Origin of the sequence: Cellvibrio sp. (assembly GCF_046347455.1) — a bacterium.
Classification (GTDB): domain Bacteria; phylum Pseudomonadota; class Gammaproteobacteria; order Pseudomonadales; family Cellvibrionaceae; genus Cellvibrio.
Genome location: NZ_JAXMGC010000003.1, coordinates 151992 through 169227, shown reverse-complemented (window position 1 = coordinate 169227; position 17236 = coordinate 151992). Strand labels below are relative to the sequence as shown.

Sequence of the window (17236 nt, the reverse complement as noted above, 5' to 3'; positions counted from 1 at the left end):
TATTCTCCTAAGAGTCTATAGCTTCACAGCTAGAGTATGTCGTTATCAAGGTCCCGACGATAATCCGTCAACAGCTTTTGCTGTTCCTCGGTTAAGTTTATTGCTTGCAATAAATCTGGCCTTTTCAGCCATGTTCGCCCTAACGCTTGTTTCAAGCGCCAGCGCCGAATCAGTTCATGGTTACCAGACATTAAAACCTCTGGAACCCTCATGCCTTCAAATTCTTCCGGCCGAGTATAGTGCGGGCAATCTAACAAGCCCGCCGTAAACGAATCTTGCTCCGCTGATAGCGCGTGCCCTAAAGCCCCCGGAATTAACCGTGTTACCGCATCTATCAACACCATCGCCGGCAACTCGCCACCGCTTAAAACATAATCACCGATGGACCATTCCTCATCGATAACCGTGTCGAGCAAGCGCTCATCTATGCCTTCGTAGCGCCCTGCAACCAAAATCATGTTGTTGTAACTTGCGAGCTGTACAACACCTGCTTGATCGAGCGTTCTACCCTGTGGCGACAGGTAAATCACTTTGGCTTCACCGCCAGCCCAAGTTTTAGCTTCCTTTATGGCATCGCGCAAAGGCTGAACCATCATCACCATGCCGGGACCACCACCGAAGGGGCGATCATCCACCGTTGAGTGGCGATCATGAGCAAAATCCCGTGGAGTAATGGTTTTCAACTCCACCAAACCTTGCTTGAGCGCGCGGCTGGTAATACCAAAGTTGGCGATAGCGCCAAACATATCGGGGAAAATTGAGATGACCGCTATCTTTAACGGTGACTCGTTTGTCTGTGGTTGATCGTTCTGTGATTGATCTTCCACCACAACCCCTCAATGCTTTTTAAATCTTCTTGTTTAAAATTCTGGATCCCAATCAACCAGTATTTCGCCTGCAGTTAAATCTACAGAAAGTACAAATTGCCCGGGAACATAGGGCACTAAACGCTCTTTTTGGTCGATGGACTCGGTATCACCTTGTACCACCAACACATCGTTAGCACCTGTTTCAAACAGCTTAGACACAACCCCCAAACGCTGACGCGAACCGGAGAATTGTGTGTATACCGCTAAACCTTCAAGCTGGCTCCAGTAGTATTCTCCGTCATCCAGCTCTGGCATCAGATCGCGTTCAATCGCTATATCGAAACCGGTAAATTCCATCGCCAAATCGCGATCATCTACACCAACGATATGCGCGACGAAGGCGTCGCCATGAGGTCTTGCATCATCAATCTCAACCTTTTTAACCCCATGTGCAGTTTTTAACCACCACGGATGATACTCAAAAAGGTTTTCTTGCGGCTCAGTGTAGGAGTGGACTTTTACCCACCCTTTAATTCCAAATACCGCAGTAATTCGCCCGACGTTAACCAGATTCGATTTAGTAGACATCAGGCAAACGCGTCAATTAAGCCGCTTTTTGGCTTTTTACGAGAGCAGCAACGCGGTCGCTCAATTGAGCGCCTTGGCCAACCCAGTGAGCCAAACGATCAGCATCAATACGCAAAGTTTCTTCTTGACCACGAGCAACTGGGTTGAAGAAACCAATACGCTCAATGAAACGGCCGTTACGAGCACTGCGGCTGTTAGTTACGGTCAAGTGATAGAATGGACGGGCTTTAGAACCGCCACGTGACAGACGAATAGTTACCATTGAGGTCTTCTTCCTGTGTTTATTTAGAGGAGAGCAAGAATGCTCTCGGTTAGAAAAATGTTAATCGCACAACAAGGTATGCGAAAGGCGCGGCATTTTAAGGGAAAGCTCTGGGTTTGTATAGACTTTGTTTAGCCTGTCAAACACTAGATATAGGAAATAACCACTCCAAAAGAGGGCTATTCCCCACTATGACTACTTGGCCGTCATATCCGCAAATCGATTAGGGAGCTGCAGATCGACTGGATGAGCAAAGCCCGGCAAGGTTACTTGAGATTGGCTCAGCGTGATTTGGCTTTCGTCAATCAGGTTTTTGCCAAAGTTGTAAATCGTCTCATAGTTGCCTGCAAGCGCCTGTTGATCATAAGCCTTGGCTTTGGCTGTAGTCGCTTCGCGGCGCGCAGCATAGCCAGCTACGGCCTCTTTGCCGTAACGACGTTCCAGCATAGATTCCACAACATGGGGCGCCAGCACATTCGCGGTAGCGTTATTGCCACCGAAGCCTTTGGAATTTAGGAAGGCGATATCCAAGGGAGCATTTTTACGGTCAACATCAGTGGTAGAAATCTGCAAGCGATCTGCAAATACGTCATCCGCTACCTTATCAATCGTCTTAATACCCGGGATTAAACCGTATTTGAACACCCCAAGGCTCGCGATCAACTGCTCGCCACTCGCCGCTGACAGAGAATGCCCAACATAGGCTTTTACCGCGGACACAGGCCAACTCGTAATACCAAACGTTTGCGCCACCAGATCAAAAATCTGCGACTCAGTGACGCGGTTTGCTGGAGTACTAGAACCGTGCGCCTGAATCATAGAACGCTCGCGAACTGCTTCATCACCAAGCAACGCGCGCGCCGCGGCTACCGCTTTTGCCATGGTGATGTAGTTGCCCGGACCGGGAGCCGAAATAGATTTTTTAAAACCATCAGCATTAATAAACACATCACTCACAGCTCCGTGAATCTCCGCGCCCAGCTCGATTACCAAAGCGTCATCCATCAGCACGATATATTGGCTGGCCTCTGCCATGGTAAAGCCGGCGTTTTCGCCGAAAGGACGGCTTGTACGGCGAGGATCAGCCTCTTCAGCGTTATCTAGCTTTTTAAGCTTGTCTTCACTAGCCAAAGCACCCATTGTGGCATAGCCGTCGATGATCTCAGGAAGGATAGGCGCTTCGGCGTTACCCACCACGGCTACACGGCATTTGCCGGCAATAATATCTTCAACGGCTGCGCGTAGATTGTAGAGAAACGAGGCACAAGCGCCCACGATTGCACCGGTATGCCCTACACTGCCGAGCACATAAGCGTTTACGAAATCCGCCGGCATGGTATTTAAACCCAGAGGACATTGCTTAGCGCTAACTCGGCCGCCTTTAAGACGCGACTGCAGCAAACCGCCAAAACCGTTTTCATCCATTTGGCTCATTACGTTACTGGCGTAAACGCCGATTTGGTCGGGATTAACGGCATCCATAACACGCTGCCATTCAATCCCCATGGATTGCACGGCATCAGACGCGCCGATTACAGCCAATTGCAGCGCGCGCGGATGGTAATGGGAATTGTAGAGGGCGCCAGGATTAAAACCACGTGGCAGTTGGCCAGCAGATTTAACGGGGATATCGCGGTAGCTATCAAACTTAACTTCAACTGCGCCAGAGGTGGCGACCCTTACGCGGTCATCATCCAACTCGGTCAGCTGCCAGCCAGCAGGAACTGGCTCAGGTAAATCGCGACGGCGCAGCTCAAACACCATAGGCTCATCGGCAGAACCCAAGACCGCATTTTTTTGCCAGTGCGCAGCATCTACATCAAAAAAAGTTTTTTCGATCCGACGAATCAAGGTGCCATCTAACACCGCCGCACCATACGTAGACTCGATTTGGGCAAGGTTCAGTGGTTGGCCATCCAAACTTTGGTATTCACCGCCTTCAGACTTAACCAAGCCCATCATAACCGCCAGTCCCGCAAGAGTTTCCTGGCGCTCTTGCGCTGGCAAGCTTTCAATGACCATGCGGCGGTATGCATGATGACCCGAACTACGGCCCGCAGCACTAAAACCACCGAAGCCAACGATAATAGGTAAATGCGACATCTGAACCTCTGCATTAATTGCATCCAATGCAGGCAGTGTATTGTGACCGACGTACAAAGTCATGGTCATTTCAGCCATAATGCAAGGCAATTTAGTCAATCACTATCACGAACATGCAAAATACCCGTATCACATTCGTTTTAATGGACGACATGCTCGCCACAAGCGCTACCCTGCCCTCAGAAATGCTGATGGCGGCTCAAAGTGCTGCTCTTATGAAACATAAGACATCCAACAATCCGACACCACCGCCCATTCAAATCAGCACTGTCAGTCTAACGGGTGAATCGGTACTAACTCGCTCAGGCTTACGCTGGCAGCCGGATAGCGCGCTTGAAGACTCGAGCGGCAGTCAGCTCATCTACATTCCTGGACTTTGGCGAAACCCTCGACCACTTATCAGAAAGAGCCAAGCACTACTGGATTGGTTGGAAAAGGAATATCAAAACGGCGCATTGATTAGCGCGGTAGGTACGGGGTGCTGCTTTTTGGCGGAAGCAGGATTATTGGACGGAAAAGCTGCAACGACTCACTGGCACTACTTCGACCAGTTCCAAAAAGATTACCCACTGGTACAACTTAAACGGCAATACTTTATTACGCAGGCGGGAAATCTTTATTGCGCTGCCAGCGTCAATTCACTTGCGGATTTAACTGTTCATTTTATCCAGCGATTATTTGGAAAAGAAATTGCAAATCACGTCGAGCGGCATTTTTCTCATGAAATCCGCCGCGCTTATGAAGCAAGTGGATTCTTCGAAAAAGAACACAATCTTCATCCAGATGAAGATATAACTCAGATCCAAATTTGGTTACAGGATAATTACCACCGCGATATAGTGATGGCGCAACTGGCAGAAAAATTTGGCATGAGCACGCGAACCTTAAACCGTCGATTCAAAGATGCAGTGGGCATATCGCCATTGGATTTTTTGCAGGAAGTCAGAGTCAATATTGCAAAAGATTTATTAAAAACCAGCAACCTTTCAATTAGCGAAATTGTAGATAAAGTGGGCTATCAGGATGTAGGATTTTTTACCGCTTTATTTAAAAAGCATTTGGCAACGACACCTATGGCTTATCGCGAAACAGTGAGGGCCAAGCTGTTTAGAGCATCTTAAAAAAACAAAAAACCCTCGGAGAGTTTCCGAGGGCTGGATAAACAAATAGATTAAGCCGCGACTATTGATGCATCTTTTGAAGTCGCATCATTTTCAGCATTTGCAGCTGCGACGTGCGTCAACTTATCTGGCGCGGAGCTTGTCCCAATTGGGATGGTACGTGGCTTCATTGCGTCGGGAATAATGCGCTGCAAATCGATATGCAATAAACCATTTTCATAATTGGCTGATTGCACTTGAACGTGGTCAGCTAATTGAAAGCGACGCTCGAAACTACGCGCAGCAATACCTTGGTGCAAATAGGTTCTTTGCTGTTCTTCTGCCGCTTTGTTAGCGGACACGGTTAAATTGTTTTGGTTAACTTCAATATTAATTTCAGAGCGATCAAAACCCGCAACCGCCATAGTGATGCGGTATTTATCTTCACCCGTGAGCTCGATATTGTAGGGTGGATAACTAGGCTGATTTTGTTCAGCACGGTTCAAACTATCGAGAATATTGGCCATACGATCAAAGCCAATTGCAGAACGGTATAATGGAGAAAAATCAAAATTACGCATAAACATATCCTCAATTCTGAGCAATATAAGAAAATGACTTATCACTGGGATCAAGTCGGATTATTGAGCAGCTCCCAAATGGGCAACTGCAATTGAGATATGTAGCCACTTAAAATCGTTTCAAGCCTTCCTGCAAAAAAAATTACATTTAATTTCGCACCATAAAAACCCACAACAACACCTAGCCTTCAATAGTTGCACCATAACTAGGAGATCGGCGAGCCTTATTCTTTATAAAACTTAAGAAAATAGGCAGAGACGAAAATGTTATTAAACCGACAAAACTTTGCCTTGCTATTTAGCCCTGAAGGGTCAATATTGAAAATGAGGACGACGGTTTAAGCCCCTCTCCTCTACCATAAAACGTTAAGGAGCTTAATGATGAAAACTGCTGTCGATGTTCTGTATCGTGATTTGGATTCTTCTGCCGCACTCAACGAAGTTATTACTAAGAAACTTGAAAAACTAAACCGCTTTTCCGACCAAATAATGCACAGCCGCGTTGTTTTAGACACCCCCCACAACCACAAACACAAAGGCAAACAATTCCGAGCCTCCATTGAAATCGACATTAAAGGGCACCCCATAGCGGTCACCCAAAACAACGAGTCCATTCACCTAGCTGTGCGTGATGCTTTTAATAGCGCAGAACGTAAGATCAAACAAATCACCGCCCGAAAAAGAACACTTCAATAGCAAAATTCCAATGCATAAAAAAGCCGGAGGCTCTCGCGAGGCTCCGGCTTTTTTATGCTTCAGAAACTTATTCTTTTGCCAACTGTGCAGACATAATGTCAATCAAACGATTGAAGTTAGAAAGAGAATTCATGTGAGCGTAAATGAGTTCCATACCATCTTTTTTGAAGAGATCTAAGGCTTCTTCATCACTAATCGCTTTTAAGTTCTCACGCTTAACCACAAAAAAACCACCAAGATTCAATTTAACCTCTTCCTTACCTTTGAAAGAGATATTGGCAGCCATAGGCTCCAGCAAACCCAAGTCGTGAAGTTTTTTGCTGAAATTACGTGTTAAAGGCGCGTGGGACTGATAGTCTTTTTGAAATTCGATAACAGCGTTCAAAAAGTCTGAATTAGTACCATCTTCTTTAAACAAACGCTCACCGCGGCTACCATCTTGAACAACAGCCGAACTGCCTTCATCAATACAAAGAGCCATCACATCCGCACCTTCTGAACCACCCAGAATGAACGGATAACGACGCACAAATGCGGGAACATAGCGCGTGATAAGCGTATTTTTTTCGTTCAGAAGCAGATTTTGTTCCTCTTTCAAACCCATAACTGCCAGAGGAACATACTCTCCCTCAACATTGGTTTTGGAAAAAATAATGGGGAATTCGGCTGCCGCAACAGATATTTCACTGGCGAGAATAGGCACAGAGTTTAAATGGCTGATATATGCGTGGTTTTGAACATCCACAGACCAGTTAGCGTGTTTTTCAGATAATGGTTGAATGTTGTCGTAAATCATTAATTGCTTTGACACAGGGATACCTCTTCTTATTTTGATGCACGGAGTGCTCTTATAAATGAACGCGTTTTGAAATGAAGGCGAATGGTAGCACTTTGACTCGCGGGTGCCACTAGATTGGAATTAAATCTTTAGAACAATTAATTCGCATATATTGAGCAATAAAAAAGGCGCTTATAAAAAGCGCCTTTCAAAAATGGTCGGAACGGCGGGATTCGAACCCACGACCCCCACACCCCCAGTATGGTGCGCTACCTGGCTGCGCTACGCTCCGACAATAAACTTGCCTGATCAGCACTGTCACCCAGTGCTTCAAGGGACGGGCATAATACCCTAAATCATTTGGATTGCAAGAAACTAATGGGACCAGTTTGAACCTATTTATAAAGGACTAAGATTCGCTCTTAGCGAGACTTCAATACCTTTAAAACTTGTTCCAACTCACCAATCATCTGCGTTACTAATTGCGAGAATTGATTGATATCTGTTTGAGAGGTTTCGCTACTCATTTGCAAGCGCGCACCACCAATGGTGAACCCTTGATCGTAAAGCAAGGAGCGAATTTGACGAATAGTCATAACGTCTTGACGTTGATAGTAACGGCGATTACCGCGGCGTTTAACGGGTTTTAATTGGGGAAATTCTTGCTCCCAATAACGCAACACGTGCGGCTTAACCGCACATAGCTCACTTACCTCACCAATGGTGAAGTAACGTTTCCCGGGGATAACCGGGAGTTCGTCGTTATGACTGGGTTCCAACATAAGCTTCTACTCGAGCCTTAAGTTTTTGTCCGGGACGGAAGGTCACTACCCTGCGCGCGCTGATCGGAATTTCTTCACCAGTTTTCGGGTTGCGGCCCGGACGCTGGCTTTTATCACGCAGTTCAAAGTTACCAAAACCGGATAACTTAACTTGTTCATTATTTTCAAGTGCGTGGCGAATCTCTTCAAAGAAAAGCTCCACCAACTCCTTGGCTTCACGTTTATTTAAACCGAGATCTTCATACAGCTTTTCAGCTAAATCCGCTTTGGTTAAAGCACCATCCGACATAGTTATTTTTCCTATTAAGAGCTGTCATAGGGCTATCTAAGGGTGGCAGCAAAGCTAGCCTCCAACGACTTAATGACCGCGTCTATGGAAGCGTTAACTTCATCCTCGTTAAGAGTGCGTGATGGATGCTGAAAGGTCAAGCCCAAAGCGACACTTTTTCTATGTGGATCAATGCCTTTGCCCATATATACGTCAAACACCTTTAAGTCTGTCAGATGCTCGCCAGCGGTAGCGGCAACCGTATCCATCAAGGTTTTGGCCGCCACTTGGCGATCCAGAAGTATTGCCAAATCGCGGCGCACTTCCGGGAAACGCGATAGGCTGGCGAAAGAAGGAACGCGAGCCTCAGTAATTGCAGACAACGTTAGTTCGAACAAAAACACGTTTTTGGGAATGTCCAACTGCTGCTGCAAGGTAGGATGCAAAGCACCTAGGTAACCCTGTAACTCGCCATTCAGATAGATAGCCGCTGTTTGACCGGGGTGCAACGCCGAATGCTCACCAGCCTGAAAGGTGAACTCTTTCGCATTACCCGTGACCGCCAATACTGACTCGAGATCACCTTTGATATCGAAGAAATCTACCGACTCAGCCACATTCGCCCAAGCTTCTGGCAAACGACTACCGTATATCAGGCCAGCCAACATAGCTTCTTGCTGTAAACCTTCAACACCGCCTTTTTCACTCGGCACAAAGCGCAAGCCTGTCTCGAACAAACGAACACGTTCCTGCTGGCGATTCAGGTTGTTGCGCAATACAGTCACCAAACCAGGTAGCAAGCTGGTACGCATAGCAGCAAGATCAGCACTGATTGGATTGCGAAGCACCACCGGCTCGCGTTTTGGATCAAACAACGCAGAGAGTTTAGGTTCGATAAAACTGAATGTGATCGCCTCTTGATAGCCACGAGCTACCAATTGACGGCGAATAGCTGACACGCCCAATTTTGCTTCGGGGCGCTCGTCAATTTGGATAGGCGTCGCCAAAGCGCGAGTTGGAAGACGGTTGTAGCCATATACGCGAGCCAACTCTTCAAGCAAGTCGGCCTCGATGGAAATATCGAAACGATAGCTAGGCACATTGAAAGTCCAGCCTTCGGCATTTTGGGAAACCAGGCTCAGGCCCAGACGAGTCAAAATATCTACTACTTCACTATCAGCCATCTCCAAGCTCAAACCGCTGATAATGCGAGCTTTACGCAAAGTCACTCGGCGCTCTTTAGGCAAGTGCTCGTTGGTAACATGAACTAGAGGGCCAACTTCACCACCGACGATTTCAAGTAAGAGTGCCGTCGCACGCTCCATAGCTTCAACTTGCAAATTGTAATCAACGCCGCGCTCGAAACGGTGCGAGGAATCGGTATGCAAACCATATGAACGCGCACGACCGGCAACCGCTAATGGATTGAAGAACGCACTTTCAAGGAAAATATCGCGGGTTTCAGTGGTTACTGAGCTTGGCTTGCCGCCGAATACGCCGGCGATCGCCAAAGCACCTTGTTGGTCGGCAATAACCATAGTGTCAGCGTTGAGTTTTACTTCCTGACCATCCAATAAGGTCAAAGCCTCGCCCTGATTCGCCAAACGAACGTCAATGCCGCCAGATAACGTCGACAAATCAAAAGCGTGCATGGGCTGACCGAGTTCGATCAGCACGTAATTGGTCACATCGACAACCGCATCAATGCTGCGCAAGCCAGCACGAACGAGCTTATCTTGCAGCCAAGCTGGGCTTGGCTTAGTGATATCGATATTGCGGATGACGCGACCAACATAACGGCTACAAGCGGCACCAGCGGACAATTTAACGGGGAAAGTATCGGTAATCGAAGCAACAACAGGACTGATCGCTGGCGATTGGACAGGAGCGCGGAACAACACACCCACTTCGCGCGCAATACCTTTAACGCTCAAGCAATCACTGCGATTTGGTGTCAAATCCACTTCGATAAGCTTGTCGTTGAGGTTCAAATACTCGCGAATATCTTTACCTACAGGTGCATCAGCTGCCAATTCCCATAGGCCCGTATCATCATCTCCCGCCTTAAGCTCGGTTTGGCCGCAGAGCATACCGAAAGACTCGACTCCGCGCAGTTTTGCCTTTTTAATGTGCCATTTATCTTCTGTAGCTTCGCTGGCGCCGGGCAATTCTGCACCAATGGTGGCGAACGGAATTTTGATACCGACACGTGCATTCGCTGCACCACACACCACTTGGGTTGGGCCATCTGGCAGACCTGCCACTTGAGTTACACGCAATTTGTCGGCGTCTGGATGTTGCTCGCAACCGACGATTTCACCGACGATGACACCGGTAAAATCACCGGCAACAGATTCAATAGCGTCAACTTCAAGGCCAGCCATAGTCAGCTGGGCAACCAGTTCATCAGTGGTAACAGCGGGATTCACCCACTCGCGCAACCAGGATTCGCTTACTTTCATAATCTTTTATTCCGTAGATCAGGTCAGCGGGACGCGTAACCCGACATTATTCTTTGGGTTCATCATGTCGGGTTACGGCTTCGCCTAACCCGACCTACAGCAGAATTAAAATTGCTTTAAGAAGCGTAGGTCGTTCTCGAAGAACAAACGCAAATCGTTTACGCCGTAGCGCAACATCGCCAAGCGTTCTACGCCCATACCAAATGCAAAACCGGTATAGGTTTCTGGATCAACACCACTCGCTTTAAAGACTTCTGGATGAACCATGCCGCAGCCGCCAACTTCCAACCAGCCGCTGTTTTTGCACATGCGGCAGCCTTTACCACGGCATTGGGTGCATTGAATATCCATCTCTGCCGAAGGCTCGGTGAACGGGAAATAGGAAGGACGGAAGCGCACAGGAACATCGGCCTCAAAGAAGGTTTTGAGGAACTGATCCATGGTGCCTTTTAAATCGGCGAAGCTGATGTCTTTATCAACAACTAAGCCTTCAACTTGGTGGAACATGGGCGAGTGAGTTACATCGGAATCGCAGCGATAAACACGGCCGGGACAAATCACACGAATCGGTGGAGTTTTGTTTTCCATGGTACGCACTTGTACGGGCGAGGTGTGCGTGCGCAATACGTGAGTGTCGTCCACATAAAACGTATCGTGCATGGCGCGCGCAGGGTGGTGCGAAGGAATATTGAGTGCTTCAAAGTTGTGGTAGTCGTCTTCAATCTCTGGGCCGACTTCGACGGTGTAACCCACCGCAGAGAAAATGTCTTCGATGCGCTGCAGGGTGCGCGTCACGGGATGCAAACCACCTGTATGTTGACCGCGACCAGGAAGAGTAACGTCAACCACTTCGCTCGCGAGTTTTGCCGCAATAGCAGCTTGCTCAAGTGTTGCTTTGCGAAGGTCCAAGCCAGCTTGCACAGCATCTTTAGCTTTGTTGATTTCTGCACCGGCAGCGGGACGCTCTTCTGGCGACAACTTGCCAAGGGTTTTCATCAGCGCAGTAATGCTGCCGTTCTTACCCAAGTAATCCACACGCACTGCGTCCAGCGCGGCAAGGTCTTGGGCTTCGCTAACTACTTTGAGCGCTTCTTCAGTAAGCGCAGCGAGATTTTCCATCTGCTATTCCACTAATTTTTAAGATTTTTCGATAGGTATTCTTGGGCGATTAATTCGTGATTCTGTACTACACGATCAATCACTTTACTTAATAATTCTCTCGCGAACTCAGGATCGAGTCCGTAATGATTTGCCAATTCAACAATTCGATTAAATTGGACGGCTTCACGCTGAATATCTTTTGCTGGTAATCCGTGTTTCGCCTTGTAGTGACCGACTTTAGTCGTCACTTTAAAACGCTCAGCAAACATTGCCACTATGGCGTTATCAATATTATCGATGCTTTTACGCAGCTCCTCGAGACTTTCCATAAATCCTCCGCACCGAAAACAAAAAAGGGAAGGAACCAAAGCTCCTCCCCTTTCATCGCGTTCACAGCGGTGTTAATTGCTTAACACCTGAAGTCGTTGGACGATTAAGCAGCCAGAGCTGATTTAGCCTTCGCAACAACTGCAGCAAATGCTGCTTTATCATGCACAGCCAAGTCGGCCAATACACGACGATCCAATACGATGTTGGCTTTTTTCAAGCCAGCGATCAATTGGCTGTAAGTCATGCCTTCAGCGCGAGATTGAGCATTGATACGAGTAATCCACAAAGCGCGGAAATTACGCTTTTTAACGCGACGGTCGCGGTAAGCATATTGACCAGCTTTAATAACAGCTTGCTTGGCTACACGGAATGTACGTGAACGTGCACCATAATAACCTTTTGCTGCTTTCATTACTTTCTTGTGACGACGACGCGCCTCTACACCACGTTTTACACGAGCCATTTTCTAAACCTCTTGATGATTTACTAGGTGAGCCAGATTAAATGGCACGGAACATACGCTTAACGCGTGGTACATCCACTGCATCAACGATGCTAGTACCGCGCAATTGGCGCTTACGTTTAGTAGTCATTTTGGTCAAGATGTGACTCTTGTTGGCGTGTTTGAACTTGTAGCCTGCGCCAGTTTTTTTGAAGCGCTTTGACGCTCCGCTGTGTACTTTAGCTTTGGTTGCCATGGGGTAAAACTCCACACATATAGATAAACGAATTAAATAATCAAGGCAGCTAAAAGCCCGACTATTTTCTCTTTTTAGGAGCGATCACCATAGTCAATTGCTTACCTTCCATCTTGGCAGCTTGCTCTACGGTGCCCAACTCGGTTAGGTCTTTCTCGATGCGTTGCATCATTTCCATTCCCAACTCTTGGTGGGCGAGTTCGCGGCCACGGAACTTGAGCGTTACCTTGGCTTTGTCCCCATCTCCTAGGAAACGTATCAGGGCTTTTAATTTAACCTGATAGTCACCTTCTTCCGTCCCTGGTCTAAATTTCATTTCTTTAATTTGCTGCTGCTTTTGTTTCTTCTTAGCAGCTGCTTTGGTTTTCTTGATCTCAAAAAGATGTTTGCCGTAATCCATAATCTTACAGACTATTGGATCGCTATCAGCAACGATCTCCACTAAATCCAGAGTGGCGGCTTGCGCCTGAGCCAGTGCCTCACTTAGAGGAACAATACCGACTTGTTCGCCTTCGGCATTGATTAAACGAACTTGTTTAGCTTCGATCTGATCGTTGATCCGCGCTTTTTTGGAATTTCCTTTAGCAGCGGGGGCGTTATCTCGTTTGATAGTTGTATCTCCAATTCATTAATAGGAACAAATCTTACTGGCCTGTTTACTGAGTCGAGGTTTCTTCGACAGAAAGCTCTTTTTTAAGGGGCAAGAACTCTGCCTCGACGCGCTATATCGGCGGTCAAGTGCTCGATGAAGGCTTCCAGATTCATTACACCCAAGTCTTTTCCGTCCCTTGTGCGAACTGCTACAGAGTTGTTTTCAACCTCTTTGTCGCCAATGACGAGCAGGTAGGGAACCCGCTGAATTGTGTGCTCGCGGATTTTAAAGCCGATCTTCTCATTTCTCAAGTCCGAAATGGCGCGGAAGCCCTTATCACGCAAGGTTTTTTCCACTTTCTTCACGAAATCGGCCTGATTGTCGGTGATATTGGCAACAACCGCCTGTACGGGTGATAACCATACTGGAAATGAACCCTCGTAATGCTCGATAAGAATACCGAGGAAACGCTCAAACGAACCGAGAATGGCACGGTGCAGCATCACTGGACGTTTGCGGGCGTTATCTTCCGCAACATATTCAGCATCCAAGCGCTCAGGCAACACATAATCCAGCTGAATAGTACCGCACTGCCATGAACGACCTAAGGCATCCTTGATTTGGTATTCGATCTTCGGACCGTAGAAAGCACCCTCGCCCGGCAATTCTTCCCACTCCAAACCAGCGGCGCGCAATGCTTCACGCAAACCATTTTCAGCCTTTTCCCAAGTTTCCAAGGAACCAGCGTATTTCTCTGGACGGAGCGAAAGTTTCACAGCAATGTCGGTGAATCCAAAGTCGTCATACACGGATTTGAGCATTTGGTTAAAAGCAGAAACTTCGCTCACCACCATGTCATCGGTACAGAAAATGTGGGCGTCGTCCTGCACAAAGCCACGCACCCGCATAATGCCATGCAATGCGCCGGATGCTTCGTTGCGGTGACAGGAACCGAATTCCGCCAAACGCAGCGGCAAGTCTTTGTGCGAGCGCAAACCGTGGTTGAAGATTTGAATATGACCAGGGCAGTTCATGGGCTTCACCGCAAAATCGCGCTTTTCCGACTCGGTAGTAAACATATTTTCGCGATAGTTTTCCCAGTGGCCGGACTTCTCCCACAAGGTGCGATCCATAATCAACGGCGTTTTAACTTCGTCGTAACCCCATTCGATTTGCTTGGCGCGCATGTATTGTTCAATTTGTTGCCACAAGGTCCAGCCTTTCGGGTGCCAGAACACCATGCCCGGAGCTTCATCTTGTAGATGGAACAGGTCGAATTTCTTGGCGAGTTTGCGGTGGTCGCGCTTGGCCGCTTCTTCCAACAAGTTCAAATAGGCCGCCAACTGCTTTTTATCGGCGAAGGCAGTGCCGTAGATGCGTTGCAGCATTTTGTTGTTGGAGTCGCCACGCCAGTAGGCGCCTGAGGTGCGCATTAGTTTGAAGTTAAGGCAGAAACGCATGTTAGGCACGTGGGGACCACGGCACATATCCACGTATTCTTCGTGATGATACAGACCCGGCGTTGCATCTTTGGGCACGTCGCGGTCGAGGATTTCCAGCTTGTAGGTCTCTCCACGCGCAGTGAAAACATCATAGGCTTCTTGCCAGGACACCTTCTTTTTCACCACGTCATATTCGGTTTTTGCCAATTCGAGCATGCGCGCCTCAAGCGCTGCAATGTCGTCCTCGGTAAGCTTTTGCTCAAGATCGATGTCGTAATAGAAGCCGTTATCAATGGTCGGGCCAATAGCCATTTTCACATTGGGGTACAACTGCTTGATGGCGTGACCGAGTAAGTGCGCACAGGAGTGGCGGATAATTTCCAAACCGTCTTCATCTTTGGGCGTGAAGATCACTAAGTTGGCGTCTTCAGTGATGAGATCGTGCGCATCCACACGCTGGCCCGATTTATCGCCATTTAAAAAGACGCGACCGCCCAAAGTTACCTTGGCCAAACCAGGGCCAATATCGGCAGCAACTTGGTACACGGACACGGGAGTATCGAATTGACGTTTTGAACCGTCGGGGAGAGTAATAACAGGCATTTCAATTTCCTCAGTGGTGACCCCTACCAAAGGTCACTTGATGATTAGTAAGTCGTAACGAGCTGCCCCAAAAAGGCAGGTCGGCGAGTATAAAAAGTGAAGCCACGTATAGCCAGCAAAATTTCATGTGACTGGGTGTAACATTCAGCTAACTGCCTTATCCAATACTCAGGGCTGCTCTTATGGTAATCTGCGCCAAAAATTAAGACCGAGCTGCAACCATGACGATGCCGCAACCCTTATACACGGACGAGCAAGTATTAATAGCCGAGCTGATAGCCGGTAATGATCGCGCTTTCTGTGAAATCATTTCCCGCTTCCAGCCAACCATGCTCACGATTGCGCGCGCGATTTGCGGCGATACCTTTGCAGACGATATCGTTCAGGATGCGTGGGTGGCGATCTATAAAAATATTCGTACGTTTGAGGGGCGTTCCTCGCTAAAGACTTGGGTTATCACCATTGTGAGTAACGAGGCAAAAGCGCGCTTGCGGCGCGAATCGCGCAAGTTGTCGCTGGATGAGCTGGACGGCGAAGTGCCCGGCAGTTATTTGGATGGCAACCGCTTCAAAAATGATGGACATTGGCAATCGGCTATTCCCATATGGAGCTGCGAATCGCCCGACGAATTATTGGAAGAAAAGCAATTGCACCATTGCATTAATAAAACACTCGAGCTGTTGCCCAGCGCGCAAAAAGCAGCGTTTATTTTGCGCGATATTGAGCAACAGTCTTTCGACGAGATTTGTGAAATTTTGCAAGTGAGCGCTGCTAATGTGCGTGTGCTTGTGCATCGTGCGCGTCTGACGCTTATGCAAGTCATTGATCGCTATCAGGAGACAGGCTCATGTTAATTTTCAAACTGATGAGCTGTCAGCAGGTTGCGAAAGTAGCGAGCGATTACCTCGACAACCAAACAGACGGAAAACTTAACCTCAAAATTCGCCTGCATTTGATGATGTGCGCCAATTGCCGACGTTTCGTGAAGCATTTAGGTCTGACTAAAACCCTCGCTCCACAGGTCGTGCGCACTCACCACGCACCTGTGGATGCCGAAGCAGTTTTGAAGAGAATCAAAGAGAGACCGCAGTAAAAACTAGATGCTGTAACTCAACTCATCCAACTCCACCAAGGTGATTTGGTTTCGACCATTTGCCTTGGACTTATAAAGCGCGTTATCGACTTGGCGATAAATAAATTCGGGCGATTTCGGCTGCGTGCAAACACCAAAACCACAAGAAATCGTCACGCGGTTGTAGGGCGGATTGGCTTTGTGCGGAATATTCAAGGCCTCTACTGCGCTGCGAATATTGTTCATGAGCTCAATGACATCCTCACGCGTGCGACTGTGATATTGTAAAAAGAATTCCTCGCCACCAACACGGTAAGCCGCATCAGACGTTCGTTGCAAATGCTCGCTAATGACTTTACCGATATTGCGTAACACATCATCGCCTGCCGAGTGCCCGTAGGTATCATTAAACAGCTTGAAGTGATCAAGATCGAAAATTGCAATCCCCACTACCAATTCGGGGCTGGCAGCAACACTCAATGATGAAAAATGGCGCTCGAATTTATTGCGGTTGAGCAAACCAGTGAGCGTATCTATATGGCTATAGGTTATGGATGTAACGTCGGTGAAGATCCAGATTCTGGATTGACCCAAATCACGATCCAAAAAAGATACGCTGCGGCGACGGAAAACACGCCCATCGCGCATACGAATTTCATCATCAAGGGTTTGCGTGGTTTGATGAAGAGCTTCCACAATGCGCATAAAACCTTCCGGGTCGACGAGCTGAGATAGAGCAAACTGCATAATCGCCCTACCCTCATCGGCAAGCTCTATGTCTTGAGGGATATGCCACATCTCGCGAAACCGCACATTGGTATAGACCACCTGGCGCTGGCTGCTGACAATCAAAATGCCGTCCGGCAAGGCATCGAGCACGTTTTCAAGTAACTCGGTGTTAAGAACTTGGTAATCCATAAATGTAGCCTGTTGTTTTTAGAAGCTGCCTAGTATTTGTATGGGAGGCAG

The 17236-nt window shown here is 47.8% G+C and carries 20 protein-coding genes and 1 tRNA gene; 4 read left to right on the top strand and 17 right to left on the bottom strand.

Annotated features, from left to right (window positions below):
* Positions 1–29: 29 nt before the first annotated feature.
* The 4 genes from trmD to U1F02_RS07250 all read right to left on the bottom strand — a co-directional run bounded on the left by trmD (position 30) and on the right by U1F02_RS07250 (position 3762).
* Complete coding sequence (gene trmD, locus U1F02_RS07265) at positions 30–746, bottom strand: tRNA (guanosine(37)-N1)-methyltransferase TrmD (protein ID WP_409989934.1); 717 nt, start codon at positions 744–746, stop codon at positions 30–32.
* A gap of 114 nt (positions 747–860) precedes the next feature.
* Complete coding sequence (rimM, locus tag U1F02_RS07260; RefSeq protein ID WP_409989707.1) at positions 861–1397, bottom strand: ribosome maturation factor RimM; 537 nt, start codon at positions 1395–1397, stop codon at positions 861–863.
* Positions 1398–1413: 16 nt separating this feature from the next.
* Positions 1414–1659, bottom strand: coding sequence for a 30S ribosomal protein S16 (gene rpsP / locus U1F02_RS07255; protein WP_409989706.1), 246 nt, complete (start codon positions 1657–1659; stop codon positions 1414–1416).
* Positions 1660–1854: 195 nt separating this feature from the next.
* Entirely contained in the window at positions 1855–3762 is a 1908-nt protein-coding gene (locus U1F02_RS07250; RefSeq protein WP_409989933.1) for a beta-ketoacyl synthase, read from the bottom strand.
* A 113-nt stretch (positions 3763–3875) separates the two neighbouring features.
* Here U1F02_RS07250 and U1F02_RS07245 point away from each other — a divergent pair, with 113 nt between their 5' ends.
* Complete coding sequence (locus tag U1F02_RS07245) at positions 3876–4883, top strand: GlxA family transcriptional regulator (protein ID WP_409989705.1); 1008 nt, start codon at positions 3876–3878, stop codon at positions 4881–4883.
* Positions 4884–4933: 50 nt separating this feature from the next.
* Here U1F02_RS07245 and U1F02_RS07240 read toward each other — a convergent pair whose 3' ends face one another.
* The gene (locus tag U1F02_RS07240) at positions 4934–5443 is read right to left on the bottom strand and encodes an Hsp20 family protein (protein WP_409989704.1); all 510 of its coding nucleotides are present in this window, start codon (positions 5441–5443) and stop codon (positions 4934–4936) included.
* Positions 5444–5821: 378 nt separating this feature from the next.
* On the opposite strand from U1F02_RS07240, the gene U1F02_RS07235 reads away from it, so the two are divergent.
* A complete protein-coding gene (locus U1F02_RS07235; RefSeq protein WP_409989703.1) occupies positions 5822–6139 on the top strand; it encodes an HPF/RaiA family ribosome-associated protein in 318 nt (105 codons plus the stop codon).
* A 67-nt stretch (positions 6140–6206) separates the two neighbouring features.
* Here the strand turns inward: U1F02_RS07235 and U1F02_RS07230 are convergent, their stop codons facing one another.
* The 11 genes from U1F02_RS07230 to thrS all read right to left on the bottom strand — a co-directional run bounded on the left by U1F02_RS07230 (position 6207) and on the right by thrS (position 15195).
* Positions 6207–6950: a SapC family protein gene (locus U1F02_RS07230; RefSeq protein WP_409989702.1), complete on the bottom strand. Its 744-nt coding sequence runs from the start codon at positions 6948–6950 to the stop codon at positions 6207–6209.
* Positions 6951–7132: 182 nt separating this feature from the next.
* A tRNA-Pro gene (locus tag U1F02_RS07225) sits at positions 7133–7209 on the bottom strand.
* A 130-nt stretch (positions 7210–7339) separates the two neighbouring features.
* Positions 7340–7699 (bottom strand): MerR family transcriptional regulator, encoded by a 360-nt coding sequence (locus tag U1F02_RS07220; RefSeq protein WP_409989701.1) that lies wholly within the window; start codon positions 7697–7699, stop codon positions 7340–7342.
* Complete coding sequence (gene ihfA / locus U1F02_RS07215) at positions 7680–7988, bottom strand: integration host factor subunit alpha (protein WP_189417686.1); 309 nt, start codon at positions 7986–7988, stop codon at positions 7680–7682. The genes U1F02_RS07220 and ihfA overlap by 20 nt, the downstream gene beginning before the upstream one ends.
* A 32-nt stretch (positions 7989–8020) precedes the next feature.
* Positions 8021–10429, bottom strand: coding sequence for a phenylalanine--tRNA ligase subunit beta (gene pheT / locus U1F02_RS07210; RefSeq protein WP_409989700.1), 2409 nt, complete (start codon positions 10427–10429; stop codon positions 8021–8023).
* A 105-nt stretch (positions 10430–10534) separates the two neighbouring features.
* Entirely contained in the window at positions 10535–11548 is a 1014-nt protein-coding gene (gene pheS, locus U1F02_RS07205; protein ID WP_409989699.1) for a phenylalanine--tRNA ligase subunit alpha, read from the bottom strand.
* An 11-nt stretch (positions 11549–11559) separates the two neighbouring features.
* Entirely contained in the window at positions 11560–11859 is a 300-nt protein-coding gene (locus U1F02_RS07200) for a chorismate mutase (protein WP_409989698.1), read from the bottom strand.
* 104 nt (positions 11860–11963) lie between these two features.
* Complete coding sequence (rplT, locus tag U1F02_RS07195; RefSeq protein ID WP_409989697.1) at positions 11964–12323, bottom strand: 50S ribosomal protein L20; 360 nt, start codon at positions 12321–12323, stop codon at positions 11964–11966.
* A 37-nt stretch (positions 12324–12360) separates the two neighbouring features.
* Positions 12361–12558 carry a 50S ribosomal protein L35 gene (rpmI, locus tag U1F02_RS07190; RefSeq protein WP_409989696.1) on the bottom strand — a complete coding sequence of 66 codons (198 nt, stop codon included), beginning with the start codon at positions 12556–12558 and terminating at the stop codon, positions 12361–12363.
* 61 nt (positions 12559–12619) lie between these two features.
* Positions 12620–13168, bottom strand: coding sequence for a translation initiation factor IF-3 (gene infC, locus U1F02_RS07185; protein ID WP_409989932.1), 549 nt, complete (start codon positions 13166–13168; stop codon positions 12620–12622).
* Between the two features lie 83 nt (positions 13169–13251).
* Positions 13252–15195, bottom strand: coding sequence for a threonine--tRNA ligase (gene thrS, locus U1F02_RS07180; protein ID WP_409989695.1), 1944 nt, complete (start codon positions 15193–15195; stop codon positions 13252–13254).
* A 221-nt stretch (positions 15196–15416) separates the two neighbouring features.
* On the opposite strand from thrS, the gene U1F02_RS07175 reads away from it, so the two are divergent.
* Positions 15417–16049 carry an RNA polymerase sigma factor gene (locus U1F02_RS07175; protein WP_409989694.1) on the top strand — a complete coding sequence of 211 codons (633 nt, stop codon included), beginning with the start codon at positions 15417–15419 and terminating at the stop codon, positions 16047–16049.
* Positions 16043–16288, top strand: a complete 246-nt coding sequence (locus tag U1F02_RS07170; RefSeq protein WP_409989693.1) for a zf-HC2 domain-containing protein — start codon at positions 16043–16045, stop codon at positions 16286–16288. Before U1F02_RS07175 ends, U1F02_RS07170 begins: the two co-directional genes overlap by 7 nt.
* 3 nt (positions 16289–16291) lie before the next feature.
* On the opposite strand, the gene U1F02_RS07165 is transcribed toward U1F02_RS07170, so the two are convergent.
* Positions 16292–17185 carry a diguanylate cyclase domain-containing protein gene (locus U1F02_RS07165; RefSeq protein ID WP_409989692.1) on the bottom strand — a complete coding sequence of 298 codons (894 nt, stop codon included), beginning with the start codon at positions 17183–17185 and terminating at the stop codon, positions 16292–16294.
* Positions 17186–17236: the final 51 nt, after the last annotated feature.

Excerpts from the sequence above, each read along its gene's own strand:
- U1F02_RS07165 (WP_409989692.1), bottom strand. The coding sequence starts at position 17,185 with ATGGATTACCAAGTTCTTAACACCGAGTTACTTGAAAACGTGCTCGAT.
- U1F02_RS07240 (WP_409989704.1), bottom strand. The coding sequence starts at position 5,443 with ATGCGTAATTTTGATTTTTCTCCATTATACCGTTCTGCAATTGGCTTT.
- ihfA (WP_189417686.1), bottom strand. The coding sequence starts at position 7,988 with ATGTCGGATGGTGCTTTAACCAAAGCGGATTTAGCTGAAAAGCTGTAT.
- rplT (WP_409989697.1), bottom strand. The coding sequence starts at position 12,323 with ATGGCTCGTGTAAAACGTGGTGTAGAGGCGCGTCGTCGTCACAAGAAA.
- rimM (WP_409989707.1), bottom strand. The coding sequence starts at position 1,397 with ATGTCTACTAAATCGAATCTGGTTAACGTCGGGCGAATTACTGCGGTA.
- pheT (WP_409989700.1), bottom strand. The coding sequence starts at position 10,429 with ATGAAAGTAAGCGAATCCTGGTTGCGCGAGTGGGTGAATCCCGCTGTT.
- trmD (WP_409989934.1), bottom strand. The coding sequence starts at position 746 with ATGTTTGGCGCTATCGCCAACTTTGGTATTACCAGCCGCGCGCTCAAG.
- U1F02_RS07250 (WP_409989933.1), bottom strand. The coding sequence starts at position 3,762 with ATGTCGCATTTACCTATTATCGTTGGCTTCGGTGGTTTTAGTGCTGCG.
- pheS (WP_409989699.1), bottom strand. The coding sequence starts at position 11,548 with ATGGAAAATCTCGCTGCGCTTACTGAAGAAGCGCTCAAAGTAGTTAGC.
- U1F02_RS07175 (WP_409989694.1), top strand. The coding sequence starts at position 15,417 with ATGACGATGCCGCAACCCTTATACACGGACGAGCAAGTATTAATAGCC.
- U1F02_RS07170 (WP_409989693.1), top strand. The coding sequence starts at position 16,043 with ATGTTAATTTTCAAACTGATGAGCTGTCAGCAGGTTGCGAAAGTAGCG.
- rpmI (WP_409989696.1), bottom strand. The coding sequence starts at position 12,558 with ATGGCAACCAAAGCTAAAGTACACAGCGGAGCGTCAAAGCGCTTCAAA.
- U1F02_RS07235 (WP_409989703.1), top strand. The coding sequence starts at position 5,822 with ATGATGAAAACTGCTGTCGATGTTCTGTATCGTGATTTGGATTCTTCT.
- U1F02_RS07220 (WP_409989701.1), bottom strand. The coding sequence starts at position 7,699 with ATGTTGGAACCCAGTCATAACGACGAACTCCCGGTTATCCCCGGGAAA.
- rpsP (WP_409989706.1), bottom strand. The coding sequence starts at position 1,659 with ATGGTAACTATTCGTCTGTCACGTGGCGGTTCTAAAGCCCGTCCATTC.
- U1F02_RS07245 (WP_409989705.1), top strand. The coding sequence starts at position 3,876 with ATGCAAAATACCCGTATCACATTCGTTTTAATGGACGACATGCTCGCC.
- U1F02_RS07200 (WP_409989698.1), bottom strand. The coding sequence starts at position 11,859 with ATGGAAAGTCTCGAGGAGCTGCGTAAAAGCATCGATAATATTGATAAC.
- thrS (WP_409989695.1), bottom strand. The coding sequence starts at position 15,195 with ATGCCTGTTATTACTCTCCCCGACGGTTCAAAACGTCAATTCGATACT.